At 66.7% G+C, this 20,878-nt stretch carries 17 protein-coding genes and 1 riboswitch; of the genes, 12 read left to right on the top strand and 5 right to left on the bottom strand.

All coding sequences use genetic code 11. From position 1 onward, the window contains the following. The first annotated feature begins 49 nt into the window (after nucleotides 1–49). Nucleotides 50–754 (top strand): NAD(P)H-dependent oxidoreductase, encoded by a 705-nt coding sequence (locus ACM0M4_RS27900; protein WP_003102071.1) that lies wholly within the window; start codon nucleotides 50–52, stop codon nucleotides 752–754. Between the two features lie 65 nt (nucleotides 755–819). Here ACM0M4_RS27900 and opmH read toward each other — a convergent pair whose 3' ends face one another. After that, entirely contained in the window at nucleotides 820–2,268 is a 1,449-nt protein-coding gene (gene opmH, locus ACM0M4_RS27895) for an efflux transporter outer membrane subunit OpmH (RefSeq protein WP_034043310.1), read from the bottom strand. A gap of 229 nt (nucleotides 2,269–2,497) precedes the next feature. After that, a riboswitch (TPP riboswitch) is annotated at nucleotides 2,498–2,634 on the top strand. A gap of 89 nt (nucleotides 2,635–2,723) precedes the next feature. On the opposite strand from opmH, the gene thiC reads away from it, so the two are divergent. Continuing rightward, nucleotides 2,724–4,607, top strand: a complete 1,884-nt coding sequence (gene thiC, locus ACM0M4_RS27890; protein WP_003095696.1) for a phosphomethylpyrimidine synthase ThiC — start codon at nucleotides 2,724–2,726, stop codon at nucleotides 4,605–4,607. A gap of 53 nt (nucleotides 4,608–4,660) precedes the next feature. Here thiC and ACM0M4_RS27885 read toward each other — a convergent pair whose 3' ends face one another. Beyond that, nucleotides 4,661–5,407 (bottom strand): RsiV family protein, encoded by a 747-nt coding sequence (locus ACM0M4_RS27885; protein WP_003102069.1) that lies wholly within the window; start codon nucleotides 5,405–5,407, stop codon nucleotides 4,661–4,663. A 242-nt stretch (nucleotides 5,408–5,649) separates the two neighbouring features. Here ACM0M4_RS27885 and ACM0M4_RS27880 point away from each other — a divergent pair, with 242 nt between their 5' ends. The 9 genes from ACM0M4_RS27880 (at nucleotide 5,650) to ACM0M4_RS27840 (ending at nucleotide 15,150) form a co-directional block, all read left to right on the top strand. Then, a complete protein-coding gene (locus tag ACM0M4_RS27880) occupies nucleotides 5,650–6,267 on the top strand; it encodes an NUDIX domain-containing protein (RefSeq protein WP_003095694.1) in 618 nt (205 codons plus the stop codon). Next, on the top strand, nucleotides 6,258–6,716 hold the full coding sequence (locus ACM0M4_RS27875) for a DUF1249 domain-containing protein (RefSeq protein ID WP_003102067.1): 459 nt from the start codon (nucleotides 6,258–6,260) through the stop codon (nucleotides 6,714–6,716). The genes ACM0M4_RS27880 and ACM0M4_RS27875 overlap by 10 nt, the downstream gene beginning before the upstream one ends. A 153-nt stretch (nucleotides 6,717–6,869) precedes the next feature. Next, entirely contained in the window at nucleotides 6,870–7,688 is an 819-nt protein-coding gene (gene cpdA, locus ACM0M4_RS27870) for a 3',5'-cyclic-AMP phosphodiesterase (RefSeq protein ID WP_003102066.1), read from the top strand. 131 nt (nucleotides 7,689–7,819) lie between these two features. Further along, a complete protein-coding gene (locus ACM0M4_RS27865; RefSeq protein WP_003102064.1) occupies nucleotides 7,820–8,440 on the top strand; it encodes a YqiA/YcfP family alpha/beta fold hydrolase in 621 nt (206 codons plus the stop codon). 11 nt (nucleotides 8,441–8,451) lie between these two features. Next, complete coding sequence (parE, locus tag ACM0M4_RS27860) at nucleotides 8,452–10,341, top strand: DNA topoisomerase IV subunit B (protein WP_031688754.1); 1,890 nt, start codon at nucleotides 8,452–8,454, stop codon at nucleotides 10,339–10,341. Further along, nucleotides 10,341–11,354 (top strand): esterase-like activity of phytase family protein, encoded by a 1,014-nt coding sequence (locus ACM0M4_RS27855; RefSeq protein WP_003102060.1) that lies wholly within the window; start codon nucleotides 10,341–10,343, stop codon nucleotides 11,352–11,354. Before parE ends, ACM0M4_RS27855 begins: the two co-directional genes overlap by 1 nt. Next, nucleotides 11,351–11,875, top strand: a complete 525-nt coding sequence (locus ACM0M4_RS27850) for a retropepsin-like aspartic protease family protein (RefSeq protein ID WP_003116165.1) — start codon at nucleotides 11,351–11,353, stop codon at nucleotides 11,873–11,875. The genes ACM0M4_RS27855 and ACM0M4_RS27850 overlap by 4 nt, the downstream gene beginning before the upstream one ends. 7 nt (nucleotides 11,876–11,882) lie before the next feature. Continuing rightward, entirely contained in the window at nucleotides 11,883–14,147 is a 2,265-nt protein-coding gene (gene parC / locus ACM0M4_RS27845) for a DNA topoisomerase IV subunit A (RefSeq protein ID WP_033939219.1), read from the top strand. Between the two features lie 292 nt (nucleotides 14,148–14,439). After that, a complete protein-coding gene (locus ACM0M4_RS27840; RefSeq protein ID WP_003102054.1) occupies nucleotides 14,440–15,150 on the top strand; it encodes a PqiC family protein in 711 nt (236 codons plus the stop codon). Between the two features lie 57 nt (nucleotides 15,151–15,207). Here the strand turns inward: ACM0M4_RS27840 and ACM0M4_RS27835 are convergent, their stop codons facing one another. Both ACM0M4_RS27835 and ACM0M4_RS27830 read right to left on the bottom strand, forming a co-directional pair. Then, nucleotides 15,208–15,744, bottom strand: a complete 537-nt coding sequence (locus tag ACM0M4_RS27835) for a metal-dependent hydrolase (RefSeq protein WP_003095684.1) — start codon at nucleotides 15,742–15,744, stop codon at nucleotides 15,208–15,210. Further along, nucleotides 15,741–17,279 (bottom strand): AhpA/YtjB family protein, encoded by a 1,539-nt coding sequence (locus ACM0M4_RS27830; RefSeq protein WP_003102052.1) that lies wholly within the window; start codon nucleotides 17,277–17,279, stop codon nucleotides 15,741–15,743. Before ACM0M4_RS27830 ends, ACM0M4_RS27835 begins: the two co-directional genes overlap by 4 nt. Before the next feature lie 220 nt (nucleotides 17,280–17,499). Here ACM0M4_RS27830 and serB point away from each other — a divergent pair, with 220 nt between their 5' ends. Then, nucleotides 17,500–18,714, top strand: a complete 1,215-nt coding sequence (gene serB, locus ACM0M4_RS27825) for a phosphoserine phosphatase SerB (protein WP_054376158.1) — start codon at nucleotides 17,500–17,502, stop codon at nucleotides 18,712–18,714. A gap of 86 nt (nucleotides 18,715–18,800) precedes the next feature. On the opposite strand, the gene fimX is transcribed toward serB, so the two are convergent. Beyond that, nucleotides 18,801–20,876, bottom strand: a complete 2,076-nt coding sequence (gene fimX, locus ACM0M4_RS27820) for a cyclic di-GMP-binding protein FimX (protein WP_003095680.1) — start codon at nucleotides 20,874–20,876, stop codon at nucleotides 18,801–18,803. Nucleotides 20,877–20,878: the final 2 nt, after the last annotated feature.

Below are 20,878 nucleotides of genomic sequence, written 5' to 3'. Positions count from 1 at the left end.
CCCCTCGGCCGCGAGCGATGCGGCCGGTCACCACGATTCGGAAACCACGATGAACGTACTGATCGTCCACGCCCACAACGAACCGCAATCCTTCACCCGCGCGCTCTGTGACCAGGCATGCGAGACCCTGGCAGGCCAGGGCCACGCGGTGCAGGTCTCGGATCTCTACGCGATGAACTGGAATCCGGTGGCCAGTGCCGCCGACTTCGCCGAGCGCGCCGATCCCGACTACCTGGTGTACGCCCTGGAGCAGCGCGAGAGCGTCAAGCGCCAGAGCCTGGCCGCCGACATCCAGGCCGAGCTGGACAAGCTGCTGTGGGCCGACCTGCTGATCCTCAACTTTCCGATCTACTGGTTCTCGGTGCCGGCGATCCTCAAGGGGTGGTTCGACCGGGTACTGGTGTCCGGGGTCTGCTATGGCGGCAAGCGCTTCTACGACCAGGGTGGCCTGGCCGGCAAGAAGGCGCTGGTCAGCCTGACCCTGGGCGGGCGCCAGCACATGTTCGGCGAGGGTGCCATCCACGGACCGCTGGAGGACATGCTGCGGCCGATCCTGCGTGGCACCCTGGCCTATGTCGGCATGCAGGTGCTGGAGCCCTTCGTCGCCTGGCACGTGCCATACATCAGCGAGGAAGCGCGCGGCAACTTCCTGCGCGCCTACCGGGCGCGGCTGGAAAATCTCGAGCAGGATGTACCCCTGCGGTTCCCGCGGCTGGAGCAGTTCGACGCGCTGCTCCAGCCGCTGGCGCGCTGACCCGGGCGACGCGCGCCAGGCCAGTCAAGCGAAGACGCCCCCGACCGGGGGCGTCTTGGCTCGTGCTAGTACTGCTGGCGCGGCTTGCTCTGTAACTGCTCGGAGGCGGCCTTGGCCAGGTCCGGCGGGAGGAAGTCCTTGTCCGGATCGTAATCCTGCTTCAGGTAGGCGCTGAGCGCCTCCAGGTCGGCCGGGCTGAGGGTGCCGGCCGCCTGCTTCAGGCGCAGGGTATCGAGGATGTAGTCGTAGCGGCTGTTGTTGTAGTCGCGCACGGCGGCGTACAGCTGGCGCTGGGCGTTGAGCACGTCGACGATGTTGCGGGTGCCGACCTGGTAGCCGATCTCGGTGGCTTCCAGCGAACTCTGGTTGGAGATGATCGCCTGGCGCCGCGCCTGGACCTGCTCGACGTCGGTATTCACCGCGCGGTGCAGGTTGCGGGTGTCCTGCACCACCTGGCGGCGCTGGCCTTCGCGGGATTGCTCGCTCTGGTTGAGGCGCTGGTAGGACTCGCGGACCTGGGAGGAGGTCAGGCCGCCGCTGTAGATCGGGATGTTCAGTTCCAGGCCAATCGTGCGTTCCTCGACATCCTTGCCGTAGTGCACCAGCGGATTGGCGGCGCTGTTGGCGAAGCCGAGGGCGTCGTTGTCGCCCTTCTGGTACTGGGCCACGGCATCGAGGGTCGGCAGGTGCCCGGCCTTGCGCTGGCGGAGGGTTTCCTCGGCGGCGTTGACCGCGTAGTTGCTGGCCAGCAGGCGCAGGTTCTGCTGCACCGCGGTGTCGACCCAGGCCTTGGCGTCGTTCGGCGCCGGCGGCACCACCGGCAGGGTATGGCGCATGCCCTCGATGGCGCTGTAGTCGCGGTTGGTCAGGGTCACCAGGGCCTGGAAGGCATCGTCCACGCGCTGTTCGGCGATCAACCGGTTGGCGCGGGCGGTGTCGTAGCTGGCCTGGGCCTCGAGCACGTCGGTCTTGTCGGAAAGGCCCACGTCGAAGCGCTCGTTGGCCTGGTCCAATTGACGCTTGAAGGCGGCTTCCTCGGCCTTGCTGGTGGCCAGGTTGTCCTGGGCGCGGAGCACCGTGAAGTAGGTCTCGGCGCTGCGCAGGACCAGGTCCTGCTGGGTCGCGGAGAATTCCAGCTTGGCCTGGTCGCTGGTTTCCTTGGCGGCCTGCCACTGGAACCAGCGGTCGGCGCGGAACAGCGGCTGGCTGAGGCTGGCCTGGACCACATGACTGCTGCGTTTGACCGTGGCGGCCGGTTCGTCGAGAGCGATCCGTGAGTCGCCGATACGGCCGCCGGCGCCGAGTTGCGGCAGCAGGCCGGCGCGGGCCTGGGGCACCACTTCCTTGCGCGCCAGGTAGTCGGCCTGGGCGGCGGCGAGGTCGGCGTTGTTGTCGACGGCTTCCTTGTAGACGCTGATCAGGTCGGTCTTGGTCGGCAGCGGGGTCGGCTGGGCGGCCCAGGCGACACCGGTAGCAGCGGCCACGGCGGCCGCCAGGGAGAGTCTGCGCAGCATTCGTTCGTCCTGGAAAAGATGCGAGGTGGGGCAAGGCTAAGGTCGCTACCGGTGGCGGTCAAGGCACCTGCGCGGCAACTGATCGAAGAGCCAGTCCGGATCGATGTGCCGGCGAACGTGCGGGGATCTGCGTCTTCCCTGGCGAGAGGGCGCCGGACTGGACCATGACTGCCGGTCGGGCGGGGCGTTTTCCCGTTGGCGTATCCCGCCGGTGTTGATTAGACTGCCGGGGTTCTTGTCGGGGTGCCCTATACGAGGGGCTGAGATCGGATAGTTCCGGATCCCGTTGAACCTGATCGGGCTAGCGTCCGGTTCCGCCTCGCGCGGACCGCAGCAACCCGCGTAGGGAACAAGATGTCCGCGCCATGCCTGCCTTGCCGGCGCGTCCTTCTCGCCACCAGTCCCGGTGGCCCCGCGTTCCAGGTTCTCCCGACAATCACCCAGGAGAGCCATCGATGAGCGCAACGCAGAAGAACAACATCACCCGCCTTGAGCAGCTCGACCGCCAGTCGACGCAGCCTTTCCCGAACTCGCGCAAGGTCTACCTGACCGGCTCGCGCCCGGACATCCGCGTCCCGGTGCGGGAAATCTCCCTCGCCGACACCCCCACCGCCTTCGGCGGCGAAAAAAACCCGCCGGTGTTCGTCTACGACACCTCCGGCCCGTATACCGACCCTGAGGTCCGCATCGACCTGCGCAAGGGCCTGCCTGACGTGCGTTCGCGCTGGATCGACGAGCGCGGCGACACCGAGATCCTCCCCGGCCTGACCTCCGAGTTCGGCCAGGCCCGCCTGGCCGACGCCAGCCTCGACGCCCTGCGCTTCGCCCACGTGCGCACGCCGCGCCGGGCCAAGCCGGGCGCCAACGTCTCGCAGATGCACTACGCGAAGAAAGGCATCATCACCCCGGAGATGGAATACATTGCCATCCGCGAGAACATGAAGCTGCAGGAAGCCCGGGCCGCCGGCCTGCTCGACCAGCAGCACCCGGGGCACAGCTTCGGTGCCAACATCCCGAAGGAAATCACCCCCGAGTTCGTCCGCGAGGAAGTCGCCCGCGGCCGCGCGATCATTCCGGCGAACATCAACCACACCGAGCTTGAGCCGATGATTATCGGCCGCAACTTCCTGGTGAAGATCAACGGCAACATCGGCAACAGCGCGCTGGGCTCCTCGATCGAGGAAGAAGTGGAGAAGCTCACCTGGGGCATCCGCTGGGGCGCCGACACGGTGATGGACCTGTCCACCGGCAAGCACATCCATGAAACCCGCGAGTGGATCCTGCGCAACAGCCCGGTACCGATCGGCACCGTACCGATCTACCAGGCGCTGGAGAAGGTCAACGGCGTCGCCGAGGACCTGACCTGGGAAATCTTCCGCGACACCCTGATCGAACAGGCCGAGCAGGGCGTCGACTACTTCACCATTCACGCCGGCGTGCTGCTGCGCTATGTGCCGCTGACCGCCAAGCGGGTCACCGGCATCGTTTCCCGCGGCGGCTCGATCATGGCCAAGTGGTGCCTGGCGCACCACCAGGAGAACTTCCTCTACACGCATTTCGAAGAGATCTGCGAAATCATGAAGGCCTACGACGTCAGCTTCTCGCTGGGCGATGGCCTGCGTCCGGGCTCGGTGGCCGACGCCAACGACGCCGCCCAGTTCGGCGAGCTGGAAACCCTCGGCGAGCTGACCAAGATCGCCTGGAAGCACGATGTGCAGGTGATGATCGAAGGTCCCGGCCACGTGCCGATGCAATTGATCAAGGAAAACATGGACAAGCAGCTGGAGTGCTGTGACGAGGCGCCGTTCTACACCCTCGGCCCGCTGACCACCGACATCGCCCCCGGCTACGACCACATCACCTCCGGCATCGGCGCGGCGATGATCGGCTGGTTCGGCTGCGCCATGCTCTGTTACGTCACGCCCAAGGAGCACCTGGGTCTGCCGAACAAGGATGATGTGAAGACCGGGATCATCACCTACAAGATCGCCGCCCATGCCGCCGACCTCGCCAAGGGCCACCCGGGCGCGCAGATCCGCGACAACGCGCTATCCAAGGCGCGCTTCGAGTTCCGTTGGGAGGACCAGTTCAACCTTGGCCTGGACCCGGACACCGCGCGGGCGTTCCATGACGAGACCCTGCCGAAGGACTCGGCCAAGGTCGCGCACTTCTGCTCCATGTGCGGACCGAAGTTCTGCTCGATGAAGATCACCCAGGAAGTCCGCGACTACGCCAAGGAGAACGGCCTGTCCGACGAGAGCAAGGCCATCGAGGCCGGCTTCCAGGAGCAGGCGGCGCGCTTCAAGGACGAAGGATCGGTGATCTACAGGCAGGTCTAGGCCGCGCCACGGGGCCCCTCGCCGTGACGAGGGGCTGCGGAGCGTCGGAAGCGTCAGCCTCGGCCGGGGAACAGGTTCGGCTTGACGATGCCGTTCAGGCGCGGATACGGGATCTTCAGTTCGGGGTGGGCATAGGAATACGGCGCGATGGAGTAGGCGTCGTACTTCAGCGTCACCGCGCCGAAGGTCAATGCCACGTGCGGGGTGCGCTGGAACGGCCAGGTCTTCTGGAAATCGGCGTCCTGGTCGAGCTTGTTGGCCAGCAGCCAGGCCTTGTGCGCCAGCTCGGCCTGTTTCCAGAAGGCTTCTTCCTGGCCGGGAACCAGCATGTCCTGCAGGCTCAGCACCTTGTGCTGCCTGCGGTCGTAGTTGATGAAGCCGCGACCGGGCATGCCGTGGGCGCCGCCGGTGAACAGGTAGCTGGAAAGCTCGATGATCACCAGACCGTCATGTTGTTCGCGCACCTTGGCTTGCAGGTAGCTGCTCCAGCCCGGCTCGGCGCTGTCCAGGAACTGCCGCTCGTAGGCCGCCAGCGATGCCGGCAGGGGCGTTTCGTTGTTTTCCCGGGTCATTTCCAGCAGGGCGCGCTCGACGATCGGGTCCAACTGCGGTTCGTCGGGGAACTTCAAGGTGTCGATGTTTACCAAGGGACACTGTTCGCCCTGACAGCCGGGCTTCAGGTGCTCGCTGGCGAGGCGCTCGGTGGGCAGCGGGTCGTCGAGGCCGGGCTTGAAGAGGCTCTGGCAGGCGCTCAGCAGAACGACCAGGCTGCCGAGGGCGGCGAATTTCAGAAGGCGCATGGGATTCCTTTTGCGACGGTGGATGGGCGGGCTCGAAGCGTCGACCAGTCCGTTTCGACCCTGGCGTCGCGCTTGAGTTCGGCCCGCGCAAACCCCAAGTATGGCCTAGCCGTGGCCGGGAAACACGCCCGTGCGGCGAGCGCCACGAAGTTTTCCCGAGCTGTCCTGAAAGTGGCTGCGCCCTGCGCCGGGCCGCGATAGGATGGCGCGAAACCCACATACCCGAGTGAAGTGAGTCGAGGATGTCCGAAACCTTCAAACCCGCCCCCGGTGACGTCGAGCTCGTGCAGCGCGAGGAATGCTTCCGCGGCTTCTATCGTCTCGATCGCCTGCGCCTGCGGCATCGCCAGTTCGACGGCAGCATGGGCCGGGAAATCAGTCGGGAACTGTTCGTCCGCCATGACGCGGTCTGCGTGCTGCCCTACGACCCGCAGCGCGATTGCGTGGTGCTCATCGAGCAATTCCGCGTCGGGGCGATGCAGAAGCTCGCCAACCCCTGGCTGCTGGAGCTGGTCGCCGGCCTGATCGACAAGGACGAGCAACCGGAGGAAGTGGCCCATCGCGAGGCGATGGAGGAGGCCGGGCTGACTCTCGGTGCGCTCTGGCCGATAACCCAGTACCTGCCGTCGCCGGGCGGCACCGACGAAGTGGTGCACCTGTTCGTCGGCCGTTGCGACAGCGAAGGCGTCGGCGGCGTGCATGGCTTGCCGGAGGAGGGCGAGGACATCCGCGTCCACGTCTGGCCGTTGGAAGATGCGCTGCAGGCCGTGCGCGACGGGCGGATCAACAACGCGGCGAGCATCATCGCCCTGCAGTGGCTGGCCCTGAACCGGGCCGAGGTGCGTGGGCTATGGGCCTGAACCTGCTGCGCGAGCGCTACCGGGTCGACCTGGCCAGCCTGCAGGCGACCTGCGAAGCGAACTACGCGCGGCTCATGCGCCTGCTCCCGGACATGCGCGAGGCGCAGGCCTCGCGCCGGGTCGCGCTGAGCGAAGGGGAGCGGCTGCTCGGCGTACTTGCGCTGGAAGTGACCGAGGCCTGCCCCTACACCACCACCCTGCAGGTGCGCCAGGAACTGGGCCTGCCCTGGTTGCCGGCGCCGCGGCTGGAAGTGCGGGTCTACCACGATGCGCGGATGGCCGAGGTGATCGGCGCCGAACAGGCGCGGCGGCTGATGGCGATCTATCCCTACCCGAACCAGGCGATGCACCAGCCCGACGAGAAGAACCAGCTCAACCTGTTCCTCGGCGAGTGGCTCGCCCATTGCCTGGCCTGCGGCCACGAAATGGAGCCGGTGGCCCAGCGCTGAGCGGTTGCAGGCAAAAGGCCAGTTGAATGACATCAAGCCAAAAGTAGTCCTCGCAACTGTGATCTGTTCCGCTTTCCGGGTTTGCCGCCACTTTCGTCGGTCACCATAATCATCCCTTTCACCGCGGACGCCTCGCCTTCAGGAGACGGCCCCTTGTCACGCCATTCGAACACTCCCGCCACCGACGCCTCCGTACTGCTGGTGCAGCTTTCGGACAGCCACCTGTTCGCCGAGGATGGCGCGCGCCTGCTTGGCATGGATACCGCCCATAGCCTGGAGAAGGTGGTCGAGCGGGTCGCCCGGGAGCAGCCGCGGATCGACCTGATTCTCGCCACCGGCGACGTCTCCCAGGACGGCAGCCTCGATTCCTACACACGCTTCCGCAGGTTGAGCGCCCCCCTGGACGCGCCGTTGCGCTGGTTCGCCGGTAACCACGACGAACGCGAGCCGATGCAAAGGGCGACCGAGGGCAGCGACCTGCTGGAGCAGGTCGTCGACGTCGGCAACTGGCGCGTGGTGTTGCTCGACTCGAGCATTCCCGGCGCGGTGCCGGGCTATCTCGAGGAGGACCAGCTGGAGCTGCTGCGGCGCGCCATCGACAGCGCCGGCGAACGCTTCTTGCTGGTTTCCTTCCATCACCACCCGGTGCCGATCGGCAGCGACTGGATGGATCCCATCGGCCTGCGCAACCCGCAGGCGCTGTTCGACCTGCTGGCGCCCTATCCGCAGGTACGCTGCCTGCTGTGGGGGCACATTCACCAGGAGTTCGACCGCCAGCGCGGCCCGCTGCGCCTGCTGGCTTCGCCGTCCACCTGCGTACAGTTCGCCCCCGGTAGCAGCGACTTCACCCTCGACCGCCTGGCGCCGGGCTACCGCTGGTTGCGCCTGCACGACGACGGGCGCCTGGAAACGGGGATCTCGCGGGTCGACGACGTCGTCTTCGAAGTGGACTACGACACCGCCGGATACTGACATGCCCCCGGTCGCGGGGTACCGCGGCCACGTGCGTCGTTGCCGATCGGCGCGCAGGCTGGAAGATGAAGCCTGGAAGCTGTTACCGTTCGGCTTTCCCTACCGAGTTGAAGCCCATTAGCCCGTTCCCGATGACCGCGACCAGCCCATCCCTGCTGTATATCCACGGCTTCAACAGTTCGCCCGAATCGCACAAGGCGCGTCAGCTGCAGGCGGCCTTCGGCCACTTGGGCCTGGCCGAAGGCCTGCGCGTCCCGGCCCTGCACCATCACCCACGGCAGGCTATCGCCCAGTTGGAGCGGGCCATCGCCGAGCTCGGGCGACCGGTGCTGGTCGGCAGCTCCCTGGGTGGCTACTATGCGACCCATTTGGCGGAGCGCCATGGCCTGGCGGCGATCCTGGTCAATCCGGCGGTCGCCCCGCATCGCTCCTTCGACGGCTACCTGGGCGCGCAGACCAACCACTACAGCGGCGAGACCTGGGAACTCACCGAGGACCACGTGGCGGCGTTGGCCGAACTGGAAGTCACGCACCTGCAACGTCCCGAACGCTACCAGGTATGGCTGCAGACCGCCGACGAAACCCTCGATTATCGCGTCGCGCAGGCCTTCTACCGAGCCTGCGCGCTACGTATCCAGGCCGGCGGCGACCACGGTTTCCAGGGCTTCGCCCGGCACCTGCCGGCGCTGCTGGCGTTCGCCGGCTACCCGTCGGCGCTGTGGCGCGACACCGACTTTTCGACTTTTGACTGAATAGAGACCCCATGGCTACTTACAACGCAGACGCCATCGAAGTCCTTTCCGGCCTCGACCCGGTGCGCAAGCGCCCGGGGATGTACACCGACACCACCCGCCCCAACCACCTGGCCCAGGAAGTCATCGACAACAGCGTCGACGAAGCCCTGGCCGGCCACGCGAAGAGCGTGCAGGTGGTCCTGCACCAGGACAACTCGCTGGAAGTCATCGACGATGGCCGCGGCATGCCGGTGGACATCCACCCGGAAGAGGGCGTGCCGGGCGTCGAGCTGATCCTTACCAAGCTGCATGCCGGCGGCAAGTTCTCGAACAAGAACTACCAGTTCTCCGGCGGCTTGCACGGGGTCGGCATCTCGGTGGTGAACGCGCTCTCGACCCGGGTCGAGGTACGCGTCAAGCGCGACGCCAACGAGTACCGGATGACCTTCGCCGACGGCTTCAAGGACAGCGATCTGGAAGTCATCGGCACGGTCGGCAAGCGCAATACCGGTACCAGCGTGCATTTCTGGCCGGATCCGAAGTATTTCGATTCGGCGAAGTTCTCGGTCAGCCGCCTCAAGCATGTGCTCAAGGCCAAGGCGGTGCTGTGCCCGGGCCTGAGCGTGGTGTTCGAGGACAAGAACACCGGCGAGCGCGTCGAGTGGCACTTCGAGGACGGCCTGCGCTCCTACCTGACCGACGCGGTCGCCGAGCTGCCGCGCCTGCCCGATGAACCCTTCTGCGGCAACCTCGAAGGTTCCAAGGAAGCGGTGAGCTGGGCCCTGCTGTGGCTGCCCGAGGGCGGTGAGTCGGTGCAGGAAAGCTACGTCAACCTGATTCCCACGGCCCAGGGCGGCACCCATGTGAACGGCCTGCGCCAGGGCCTGCTCGACGCCATGCGCGAGTTCTGCGAGTTCCGCAACCTGTTGCCGCGCGGCGTCAAGCTGGCGCCCGAGGACGTCTGGGAGCGGATCGCCTTCGTCCTCTCGATGAAGATGCAGGAGCCGCAGTTCTCCGGGCAGACCAAGGAGCGCCTGTCGTCCCGCGAGGCGGCGGCGTTCGTCTCGGGCGTGGTGAAGGACGCCTTCAGCCTGTGGCTCAACGAGCACGCCGAGATCGGCCTGCAGTTGGCGGAACTGGCGATCAGCAATGCCGGGCGTCGTCTCAAGGCGGGCAAGAAGGTCGAGCGCAAGAAGATCACCCAGGGGCCGGCGCTGCCCGGCAAACTGGCCGACTGCGCCGGACAGGAACCGATGCGCGCGGAACTGTTCCTGGTCGAGGGCGACTCCGCCGGCGGCTCGGCGAAGCAGGCGCGGGACAAGGAATTCCAGGCGATCATGCCGCTGCGCGGAAAGATCCTGAACACCTGGGAAGTGGACGGCGGCGAGGTGCTCGCCAGCCAGGAGGTCCACGACATCGCGGTGGCCATCGGCGTCGATCCGGGTGCCAGTGACCTGGCCCAGCTGCGCTACGGCAAGATTTGTATCCTCGCGGATGCCGACTCCGACGGGCTGCACATCGCCACGCTGCTCTGCGCGCTGTTCGTCCGCCATTTCCGCCCGCTGGTGGAAGCCGGCCACGTCTACGTGGCGATGCCGCCGCTGTACCGCATCGACCTCGGCAAGGACATCTACTACGCCCTCGACGAAGCCGAGCGCGACGGCATCCTCGAGCGCCTGGCCGCAGAGAAGAAGCGCGGCAAGCCGCAGGTCACCCGCTTCAAGGGCCTTGGCGAAATGAATCCGTTGCAACTGCGCGAGACCACCATGGATCCGAATACCCGGCGGCTGGTCCAGCTCACCCTGGAGGACGCCACCGGTACCCTGGAGATCATGGACATGCTGCTGGCCAAGAAGCGCGCCGGTGACCGCAAGTCCTGGCTGGAAAGCAAGGGCAACCTGGCCGAGGTGCTGGTCTGATGCGCCGCCTGCTGGCCATCCTCGGCCTGTTCGGGGGCCTGGTCCAGGCGGCCGAGGCGCCGCCAGAGCCACCGGTTCCGGCAGCCTTGAGCTTCATCTCCGAACATGCGGTGGAGGGCATGCGCGGCGGCAACCTCTCCGGGCTGGCCTGGTGTGGCGGCGCGCTGTGGACGGTTTCCGACCGCGACGATGACCGCCTGTATCGCCTGCAACCCTCGGCCGAAGGCTCCGACCAGCCCTGGCAGGCCGAGGCCGAGAGTTTCATCGCTCCGACCCCGCCGGACAGCGGGTTGCCCTGGGGCATGAGCACGCGGGTCTGGCTCAGTGGCCTGGTGCGCGGCGGCAACCTCGACTTCGAAGGCATCGCCTGCGATGCCGCCGGCAATCGCTACCTGGTCAGCGAGGCGCACGCGGCGGTCCTGCAACTGCCGGTGAGCGGCACGCCGAACTGGCTGCGCCTGCCGCCCGGCCTGCTGCCGCAAGCGCGGGCCAGCGGCATGCTGATGAATTTCAACGCGCTGTTCGAAGGGATCGCCGTCGACCCCGAGGGCAAGCGCCTCTGGCTGGCTGCCGAGCGCGAGCGCCGCGGCCTGCTGGTGGCCCACCGCGACAACAGTGCCTGGCGCTGCGAGGGCAGCTGCGTACTGCTCGCCGAGGGCGGCAAGATCGAGCCGCCGCCGGAACTGGGCAGCGCGCGCAAGCTGCCGAAGGATTTCTCCGACCTCGCCTTCTACCGCGGCAAGCTGTTCACCCTGGAGCGCCTGGCGCATCAGATCTGCCGCCGCGACCTGGCCCAGGCCAAGGTCGAGCGCTGCTGGTCGTTCGCCTCGGCGGTCCTGGCGCCGGAGCGTCGCTACGAGCTGCCTTATGGCGTCGCGGAAGCCCTGTCGCTGGACGACAAGGGCGCCTGGCTGGGCATCGACAATGGCGACCATGCGCGCGCCGATGGCGACGTGCGGCCCTTCGTCCTGCGCTTCGCCGCGCCCGCCGGCGGCTGGTTGGGGGACAAGTGACGCAACAGGCGCCCGGTCAGCGGCTGGGACGGATCATGCTGGTGCTGGCCTGGGTCGCCGGGCTGGCGCTGGCGACGCGCTATTTCGGCGTATGGGAAGATCGACAGCGCAACCCGAACCAGGCGCCGCAATCGATCCATGGCGACGGCTACGTCGAGTTGCGCCTGGCCAGCAGCCGCCAGGGCCATTACCTGCTGAACGGGCAGATCAACGGCCAGGGCGTGACCTTCCTGCTCGATACCGGGGCGACCCAGGTGGCGGTGCCGGAAGCCCTGGCGGCAAGACTCGCGCTGGAGCGCGGCGCGCCGATCACCCTGAGCACGGCCAACGGCCGCGCCACGGGCTGGCGCACGCGGCTGGACCAGCTGCAACTCGGCGATATCCGCCTGTCCGGGGTCGCGGCGCTGATTGCGCCGGGCATGGACGGCGATGAGGTGCTACTCGGCATGAGCGCCCTGAAACAACTCGAATTCACCCAGCGCGACGGCACCCTGGTGCTGCGCCAAAACACTTCTCCGTGAGGTACGCATGAGCGAATCCCTCGATCTGAGCCTGGAAGGGGTCGAACGCCGGTCGTTGGCCGAGTTCACCGAGCAGGCCTATCTGAATTATTCCATGTACGTGATCATGGACCGCGCCCTGCCGCATATCGGCGACGGCCTGAAACCGGTGCAGCGACGCATCGTCTACGCCATGAGCGAACTGGGGCTGGATGCCGATTCCAAGCACAAGAAGTCGGCGCGCACCGTCGGCGACGTGCTCGGCAAGTTCCACCCGCACGGCGACTTGGCCTGCTACGAGGCCATGGTGCTGATGGCGCAGCCGTTCTCCTATCGCTATCCGCTGGTGGACGGCCAGGGCAACTGGGGGGCGCCGGACGATCCCAAGTCCTTCGCCGCCATGCGTTATACCGAGGCGCGCCTGTCGCGCTATTCCGAGGTGCTGCTCAGCGAACTGGGCCAGGGTACCGTGGACTGGGTACCGAACTTCGACGGCACCCTCGACGAGCCGGCCGTGCTGCCGGCCCGCCTGCCCAACCTGCTGCTCAACGGCACCACCGGCATCGCGGTGGGCATGGCCACCGACGTGCCGCCGCACAACCTGCGGGAAGTCGCGTCGGCCTGCGTGCGCCTGCTCGACCAGCCGGGCGCGACGGTCGCCGAATTGTGCGAACACGTGCCGGGCCCGGACTTCCCCACCGAAGCCGAGATCATCACCCCGCGCGCCGACCTGCAGAAGGTCTACGAGACCGGCCGCGGTTCGGTGCGCATGCGCGCGGTGTACCGCGTCGAGGACGGCGACATCGTCATCCACGCCCTGCCGCACCAGGTGTCCGGTTCCAAGGTGCTGGAACAGATCGCCGGGCAGATGCAGGCCAAGAAGCTGCCGATGGTGGCCGACCTGCGCGACGAGTCGGACCACGAGAACCCGACCCGCATCGTCATCATCCCGCGTTCGAACCGGGTCGATGTCGAAGAGCTGATGACCCATCTGTTCGCCACCACCGACCTGGAGACCAGCTACCGGGTCAACCTGAACATCATCGGCCTCGACGGCAAGCCGCAGGTCAAGGACCTGCGCCAGTTGCTCTCGGAGTGGTTGCAGTTCCGCATCGGCACCGTGCGTCGACGCCTGCAGTTCCGCCTGGACAAGGTCGAGCGCCGCCTGCATCTGCTGGATGGCTTGCTGATCGCCTTCCTCAACCTCGACGAGGTGATCCACATCATCCGCACCGAGGACCAGCCCAAGGCGGTGCTGATGGAGCGCTTCGAACTCAGCGAGGTGCAGGCCGACTACATCCTCGACACCCGCCTGCGCCAGTTGGCGCGCCTGGAAGAGATGAAGATCCGCGGCGAGCAGGAAGAGTTGCTGAAGGAGCAGAAGCGCCTGCAGACCCTGCTCGGCAGCGAGGCCAAGCTGAAGAAGCTGGTGCGCGAGGAGCTGATCAAGGACGCCGAGACCTACGGCGACGACCGCCGTTCGCCGATCGTCGCCCGCGCCGAGGCCCGCGCGCTGTCGGAAACCGAGCTGATGCCCACCGAACCGGTGACCGTGGTGCTCTCGGACAAAGGCTGGGTGCGTTGCGCCAAGGGCCACGACATCGACGCCGCCGGCCTTTCCTACAAGGCCGGCGACGGCTTCAAGGCCGCCGCGCCGGGACGCTCGAACCAGTATGCGGTGTTCATCGACTCCACCGGGCGCAGCTACTCGCTGCCGGCCCACAGCCTGCCGTCCGCGCGGGGCCAGGGCGAGCCGCTCAGCGGCCGGCTGACGCCGCCGCCGGGGGCCAGCTTCGAATGCGTGCTGCTGCCGGACGACGATGCGCTGTTCGTGATCGCTTCCGACGCCGGCTATGGTTTCGTGGTCAAGGGCGAGGACCTGCAGGCTAAGAACAAGGCCGGCAAGGCCCTGCTCAGCCTGCCCAACGGCTCCGCCGTGGTGGCGCCGCGCCCGGTGCGCGATGTGGAGCAGGATTGGCTGGCGGCCGTGACGACCGAGGGCCGTCTGCTATTGTTCAAGGTCTCCGACCTGCCGCAGCTCGGCAAGGGCAAGGGCAACAAGATCATCGGCATCCCCGGCGAACGCGTGGCCAGCCGCGAGGAATACCTCACCGACCTGGCTGTTCTGCCAGCCGGGGCAACGTTGGTCCTGCAGGCCGGAAAGCGTACCCTGTCGCTCAAGGGCGACGACCTGGAACACTACAAGGGAGAGCGCGGCCGGCGAGGCAACAAGCTGCCGCGCGGATTCCAGCGCGTCGACAGCCTGCTGGTGGATATTCCGCCACAGGATTGAAATGAGCCGTTACCGGTCTCCGATCTCTCGCATATCCGCAAGGGAATGGCGAAAGCGGCCTCTTCCGAGGCCGGCTTTCCGGGGGAATGTCGTCTCCCTGGCGGGTTCCGCCGGGTTTTCCCCTGACGCAGGTGGTCCGAAACCGGTTTCGGAATACGCTCTGCCTCTGGAGCTATGGCGCTGGTTAGGGGATGATACGCCCCTTCGGCCGCCGTTTCCGATGGCGGGTGGCCAGTAGAATTCAAGTCTTGCATCAGTAGTGCCGATCTTCGGCGAAATACGGTGGTTCTCGATGAGCGCGTGGCGCGTCTTCGCATGTCTTTCCCTCGTCAGCCTGCTCGGGCTGACGGGTTGTGCGGTCCATCCGCCGGCCCAGCTCTACCAGTTGGACGTCGGTGCCGCTGCGGTACCGAAAAAGGACGGCGGTGCGGCCGTCCTGCTCGGGCCGGTACAACTGGCCGACTATCTCAAGCGCGATGTGATGGTGCAGCGGCAGGCCGATGGTATTCTCAGTCTGTCCACCGAAGCGCGCTGGGCCGGCAACCTGGAGACCAATGTCAGCCAGCAACTGCTGCGGCAGATGTCCAGCGAGCTGGGCAGCAGCCGCCTGGCGCTGTTCCCGGAAAAACCCGGTTTCACCCCCCAGGTCCAGGTGATGCTGACCATCAGTCGCCTCGACTCCGGCCCCAAGCAGCCGGCAGTGATCGAGGCGCGCTGGCGCCTGTTGGACCAGAAGGGCGACCTGAAGGACAGCCGGGTGTTCCACGAGGAAGAACAGCATCAGGGCAGCATCGGCGACCAGATCCGTGCCCAGAGCGACCTGCTCAAGCGCCTGGCGGCGCAGTTGGCCAAGGACGTCAAGCCGATCGCCGTGGCGGCCGAGGCGCCGCCGCCGGCGACCGCGCGCAAGCCGGTGGCCAAGCCGAAGGTCAAGGAAGAGGAAGGTCCGAAAATGCCACTGGTGGTGCCGATTCGCACCGACGCCGAGGTCTATCGGTTCTGATTGTCGATAGCCGACTAGGAGAAAGCCCCGCCGAAGCGGGGCTTTTTCGTTTCGGCGTCAGCGTGAGCGGCGCAACAGGAAGCGCAGGGCCATGCCGGCGAGCGCCAGCAGCAGGCAGGGCAGCCAGACCCAGCGCGCCTCCGATTGTAGCACCAGCAATCCGCGTTCGCTGAGGAAGCGCGACAGACCGATCGGCGACACGGCGATCGGATGGAACGGCATGAAATAGCGGGCGTCGCTCCAGGGCCAGAACCAGGCGACGCCCAGCCCGCCATTGGTCATCGCGTCCAGCAGGCTGTGCGAGGCGGTGGCCAGCGCCACCCACAGCCCGGCTTTCAGCGGTCCGCTATGCAGCGGCCGGCAGGCGAGGGCGGCGAGCGCGCCGAGTATCGCGGCGAACAATAGCGAATGGCTGAAGCCGCGATGGCCGAAGGCATCGTGATAGGCGATGCCGAGCTTGAAGGCGACTACGTCGAAGTCCGGCAGGCAGGCGGCGAGCATGCCTGCCAGCAGCAGGCGTGGCGGGATCACCCGGCTGCCAAGGGCCAGTCCCACCGCCAGGACCGGCAGCGGGTGGGTGATCAGGGTGGTCACGGGCGGGCGCGGTCGTGCATGCGCGCCAGTTGGCGCTCGAGCATCGACGGATACGGCTCCAGCAGACGCTCGACGCAGCAGGCTCCTTCCGGACTGGCGATGGCGCGGATACGGGCGCGCTCGCGGACCACCGCGTCGTCGGCGATGCTGCGTTCGACCAGCAGCAGGTTGCGGCTGTGCTGGTTGAGGGCGAGGGCGTTCTGCACGGTTTCGTTGAGCAGCAGGTCGGCCTGGGTCTGTTCGCTGAGGTCTTCGCCGAGGCTCAGGCCCAGTTGCAGTTGCAAGGTGATGCCGCTGTCGGCGACCTCGATCTGCAGGGCATGGCCGAGCGCACGCATCAGTTCACCGCAGCAGAGCGCGTTGGTCAGGTAGTCGGCGCGGTTGTCGCGGCTGTGGAAGAGAATCAGGCTGCCGCCGTCGCTGAGCGTGTGCAGGCTGCCCTTGTACTGGCGGGCGGCCTGTTCCAGGCAGTCGCGATAGCGTTGCAGGAGATCCACCAGGCGGCTGCGCGGCAACCGGCGCAACTGTTCCTGGGCGCCGAGCTGGATCGCCAGCACCGCACTGTGTTGCGGTTCGCGCGCAGCGGCGGGCGCTGCGGGCTGTTCCCCGGCTTCGGCTCCGTTCTCGTCGAAGGCGTCCTGGTCCAGCGGGTCTTCGTCGATGGAGGTGAATTCCACCGGCTTGGTCTCGTCCAGCAGGGCGTCGCCCAGCGGAATGTCGTCTTCCTCGAAGGCCGAGGCCTCGACCTTGCGGCTGCGTAGGTCGGCTTCGTCGTCTTCCAGCAGGATGTCGTCGAAGTTCTGCGGCAGCGGTGCTTCTTCCGGCTCCGGCGCCGGCGGCTTCTCCGGCACCAGGCGCTCTTCCAGGTCGCGCGCCAGGTCGCCCAGCTCGTTCTGCAGTTCGGCGCCGGGGGCCGGATTGTCCGGATCGCGCAACCAGACACGCAATTGCAACAAGGGTGTGGAAATCTGCCGCCCCAGGCGCAGGCTGAAATACAGGGCGAGGATCAGCAGGATCAGGCTGATCAGGCCCATGCTCTGCAGGCTGATCATCATCGGCTGCTGGAACTGCTGCATGTCCAGGCTGATGCGCAGGTGCCCGGCGATCACTTCCTGGAAGGTGATCGGCGTCGAGTACAGGCCTTCGGTGGCGCCGAGCAGGCTCTGCTTCGGACGGCTGCCGGCCTCGGCGAGGATGCGCTGGTCGACGCTGTAGATCGCCGCATGGGCCACCAGCGGGTTCTTCACCAGGTTGTTCAGCAGCACGTTGAGGCTGAGGATGTCGTTGGACACCAGCAACTCGGTGGCGGACGCGGCGGTCTGGGTGATCAGGCTCTGGCCCAGGGCATCGGCCTGCTGCTGCATGGCCTGGCGAAACTGCATGCCCATGACCCAGGCGTAGATCAGCAGGGCCAGGGCCACCAGGATCAGGCTATGGCTGGCGAGCCGCAGGGCGATCGGGACGCGGCGCTGGCGCAAGGCACGAAACAGCAGGAGGAAGAAATTGTCGGGCTTGACGGACGTGGGCCGGGTCACAGGGGGCTCGGTCTTCTGAAATAGAGGTATCGCGCAGTATAACCAGCGCCCCCCGAGGGGCAAAGGGCCGTTGACGCGCTTTCCAGGCCGCCGCGCGGCGGTTTCGCGGGTTTTCCCGGTCGGTTCCGACCGGTGGTGATGGCAAATGCCCGGCTCTGCGTCTCTCGGGTGTGCGGGAAAGCGGGTAGAATGGCGTCTTTTACCTGGCGGAGCTTACGCCTTGCGCGAAATTGTCCTGATCAACATCACCGGGGAAGACCGCCCCGGTCTCACCGCGGCCATCACCGGCGTACTGGCCCAGGGCGGGGTGAACATCCTCGACATCGGCCAGGCGGTGATCCACGACACCCTGTCGTTCGGCATCCTGGTGGAAATCCCGGATACCGAGGCTGGTTCCTCGGTCCTCAAGGACGTGCTGTTCACCGCCTACAAGCTGGACCAGCAGGTGCGCTTCACCCCGGTCTCGGAAGAGGACTACCGGCAATGGGTCGACGGCCAGGGCAAGGCGCGGCACATCGTGACCCTGCTCACCCGCCGGGTGACTGCCGAGCAACTGCAGAGGGTCAGCTCGATCACCGCCAAGTACGCGCTGAACATCGACCACATCGACCGTCTCTCCGGGCGCATGCCGCTGGACATGCCCGCCGACAAGGGCAAGGGCTGCATCGAGTTCTCGGTACGCGGCGAACCGGCCGATCCGGCGGCGCTGCGTGCGGAATTCCTCAGCGTCGCCCAGGAATTGAACGTCGACATCGCTTTCCAGCAGGACAGCGTGTTCCGCCGCAATCGCCGGCTGGCGGTGTTCGACATGGATTCGACGCTGATCGAGGCGGAAGTCATCGACGAACTGGCCAAGGCCGCCGGCGTCGGCGAGAAGGTCGCCGCGATCACCGAACGGGCGATGCGCGGTGAACTGGACTTCCGCGCCAGCTTCAAGGAGCGCCTGGCGCTGCTGCAGGGACTGTCGGAAGACGTACTGGAGGAGATCGGCGCCTCGCTGCGTCTGACCGAGGGTGCGGAAACCCTGTTCGCCGAACTCAAGCGCCTGGGTTACAAGACCGCGATCCTGTCCGGCGGCTTCACCTATTTTGCCCGTCAATTGCAGGCGAAGCTGGGGATCGACTACGTGTTCGCCAACGAGTTGCAGATCGTCGACGGCAAGGTCACCGGGGTGGCGGTCGAGCCGATCGTCGATGCCCAGCGCAAGGCCGACCTGCTGCGCGAACTGGCGGCGAAGGAAGGCCTGAGCCTGGAGCAGACCATCGCCGTCGGCGACGGCGCCAACGATCTGCCGATGCTTGGCCTGGCCGGCCTGGGCGTGGCGTTCCGCGCCAAGCCGCTGGTCAAGCAGTCGGCCAAGCAGGCGATCTCGACCCTGGGCCTGGACGGCATCCTCTACCTGCTCGGCTACCGCGACCGCGAAGGGCGAGCCTGAGGCCGGCGGGCGCCTCTTGCCGGCCCGGCAGCCACGAACCAGGTCGGTAGAGCGGAAAAGCAACGGGCGCCCAGGGCGCCCGTTCTTCATTCGTCTCCCGAGGAGAAGTCGTAGTCCATCGCCTGGCTCGGCCCCTGCAGGTAGTAGCCCTGGATGTAGGTGGCGCCGGCTTGCCACAGGGTGGCGAGGACGCTGGCGCTCTCGACGAAGGGGACGATGCTGAGCTTCTGCTGTTCGTGCAGTTCGGCGATCAGGCCCTTGAGGATCTCCTGGTTTTCCACCTGGTTGAGGTCCTGGACGAAGGAGCCATCGATCTTGATGAATTGCACGGTCAGGTGCTTCAGCGCGTTGAACGGATTCAGCGAGCAGCCGAACTGGCTGATCGCCGCCTGGCAATGCAGGGTGGCCAGGCCCTGGGTCAGTTGCTTGGCCTGCTTCAGATAGCTGGTGGCGTCGGCTTCGCTGATCTGGAACACCAGCGACTCCGGCGGCAGGCGCGCGGCCTTCAGCGCCACCCCGAGCCAGGGCAGCAGGCCGGGGTCTTGCAGACTGGCGCTGGACAGGTGGACGAACAGCTTGGTCTGGTGCCCCTTGGCGCGATGCTCGGCGAGCAGCTTGATCGAGTTGAGGATCACCCAGCGGTCGATCTTCTCCGCCAGCCCGGCTTCCTTGGCGGCATGCAGGAACTCCGCCGGCGGCACTTCCTGGCCCTGCGGATTGAGCAGGCGCAGGAGCACCTCGTAGTTCTCGTGGCTGTCGCCGCGCAGGCTGATGACTGGCTGGAACAGCAGGCGGAAGCTGTTGGTCTCCAGCGCCTGCTGGAGGATCGCGATGACGTCGCCGCGCTGGGCGGCGGCGGCAAGCTCTTCCGCCGGGTTGTACTGCTTGATCTGCGACCCGCCCTTGCGTGCCGCGTCATCGGCGCAGCGATGCGCACGGTTCATCACGTCCTGGGCCTTGGCGGTCTTCTCGTCGAGACCGGCGACGCCGATGCTGAGGGTGGCCTGAGCGCTGCGGCCGTTCAGCTCGAAAAGGTGGTTCTCGACCTTCTTCAGCAGTCGTTGCAGTGCCGCTTGCGCCTGCTCGGGAGTCTTGCCCTTGAACAGGGCGGCGAAGATCGAATCGCCGAAACGCGCCAGGTCGGCTTCCTCGCCGAACTGTTCGCGCATCAGTCCGGCCAACTGGCCGAGCAGCAGGTCGATCCCGGAAAGCCCGTGGTCGGCCTGGAGCGAGGGGTAGCCGTTGAGATGGATATAGGCCAGGGTCGACGGCTTGCGGGCGGTCACCGCCTGCTGCACGGCGGCATCCATCAGGTCGAGGAAGTGGCTGCGGTTGTAGAGTCCGGTGACCGGGTCCTGGCTGCTGACTTCGCGGAGCTTTTCTTCCAGTTCGGCGTTGTCGACCTCGCCGCGGATCACCACCTGGATGCAGGGTTCGCCGTCGTAGGTGGCGGCGGAGAGGCTGATGCGCGCCTTGAATTCCTGGCCGTCGAGCTTGACCCCGGTGCAAACCAGTTCGGTCTGGCGCTGGTCGTTCTGGTAGCCCTTGAGGAAATCCTTGAAGGCGCCCTGGTCGCAGGAGGCGATCAGGTCGATGACTGGCAGGCCTTCCAGTTCCTCGGCGTCCTCGTAGCCGAACAGCGCCATGTAGGAGCGGTTGGCGTAGATGTGCATGCCGTCGTGGACGTAGGTGATGGCGTCGACCGAGCTGTCGAGCAGCAACTGGCAGCGTTTTTCCGCCTCGCGCAGGGCGAGTTCGGCGGCGCGGCGCGCGCGGCGTTCGGCGAGGCCGGCCAGCTCGCGGTTGGCGACCAGCACCAGGCGCTCGTCCTCGCCTTGCGGCAGGGCGTCCTGGGCGCCGAGCATCAAGGCGTCGGTGATGGCGTCGGAGCTGTTGTCGGCCACCAGCTGGATGAACGGGATGTCGCGCGACTGGCGGCGCAAGGTGGCGAGCGCCTCGCCGGGCTCGAGACACTCGCTGGTCGGCGCGGCGATCAGCAGGTCCCAGCTTTGCTGGAGGGTCTCGGCGAGGTCCTCGGGAGAGGTCAGTCGATGTACGCGGGTCGCGTGGCCGGCATTGCGGAACAGACTGACCAGGCGTTCGGCTTCGTTCTGCGAGTCTTCCAGAATCAGCAGGCGGATGGTTTTCTTTTCGATGGCCATGG

This window comes from Pseudomonas sp. 18-147, assembly GCF_051048045.1.
Taxonomy (GTDB): Bacteria; Pseudomonadota; Gammaproteobacteria; order Pseudomonadales; family Pseudomonadaceae; genus Pseudomonas; species Pseudomonas aeruginosa.
The sequence above is the reverse complement of the archived record's forward strand: the minus strand, read 5'-3'. Positions and strand labels throughout refer to the sequence as shown.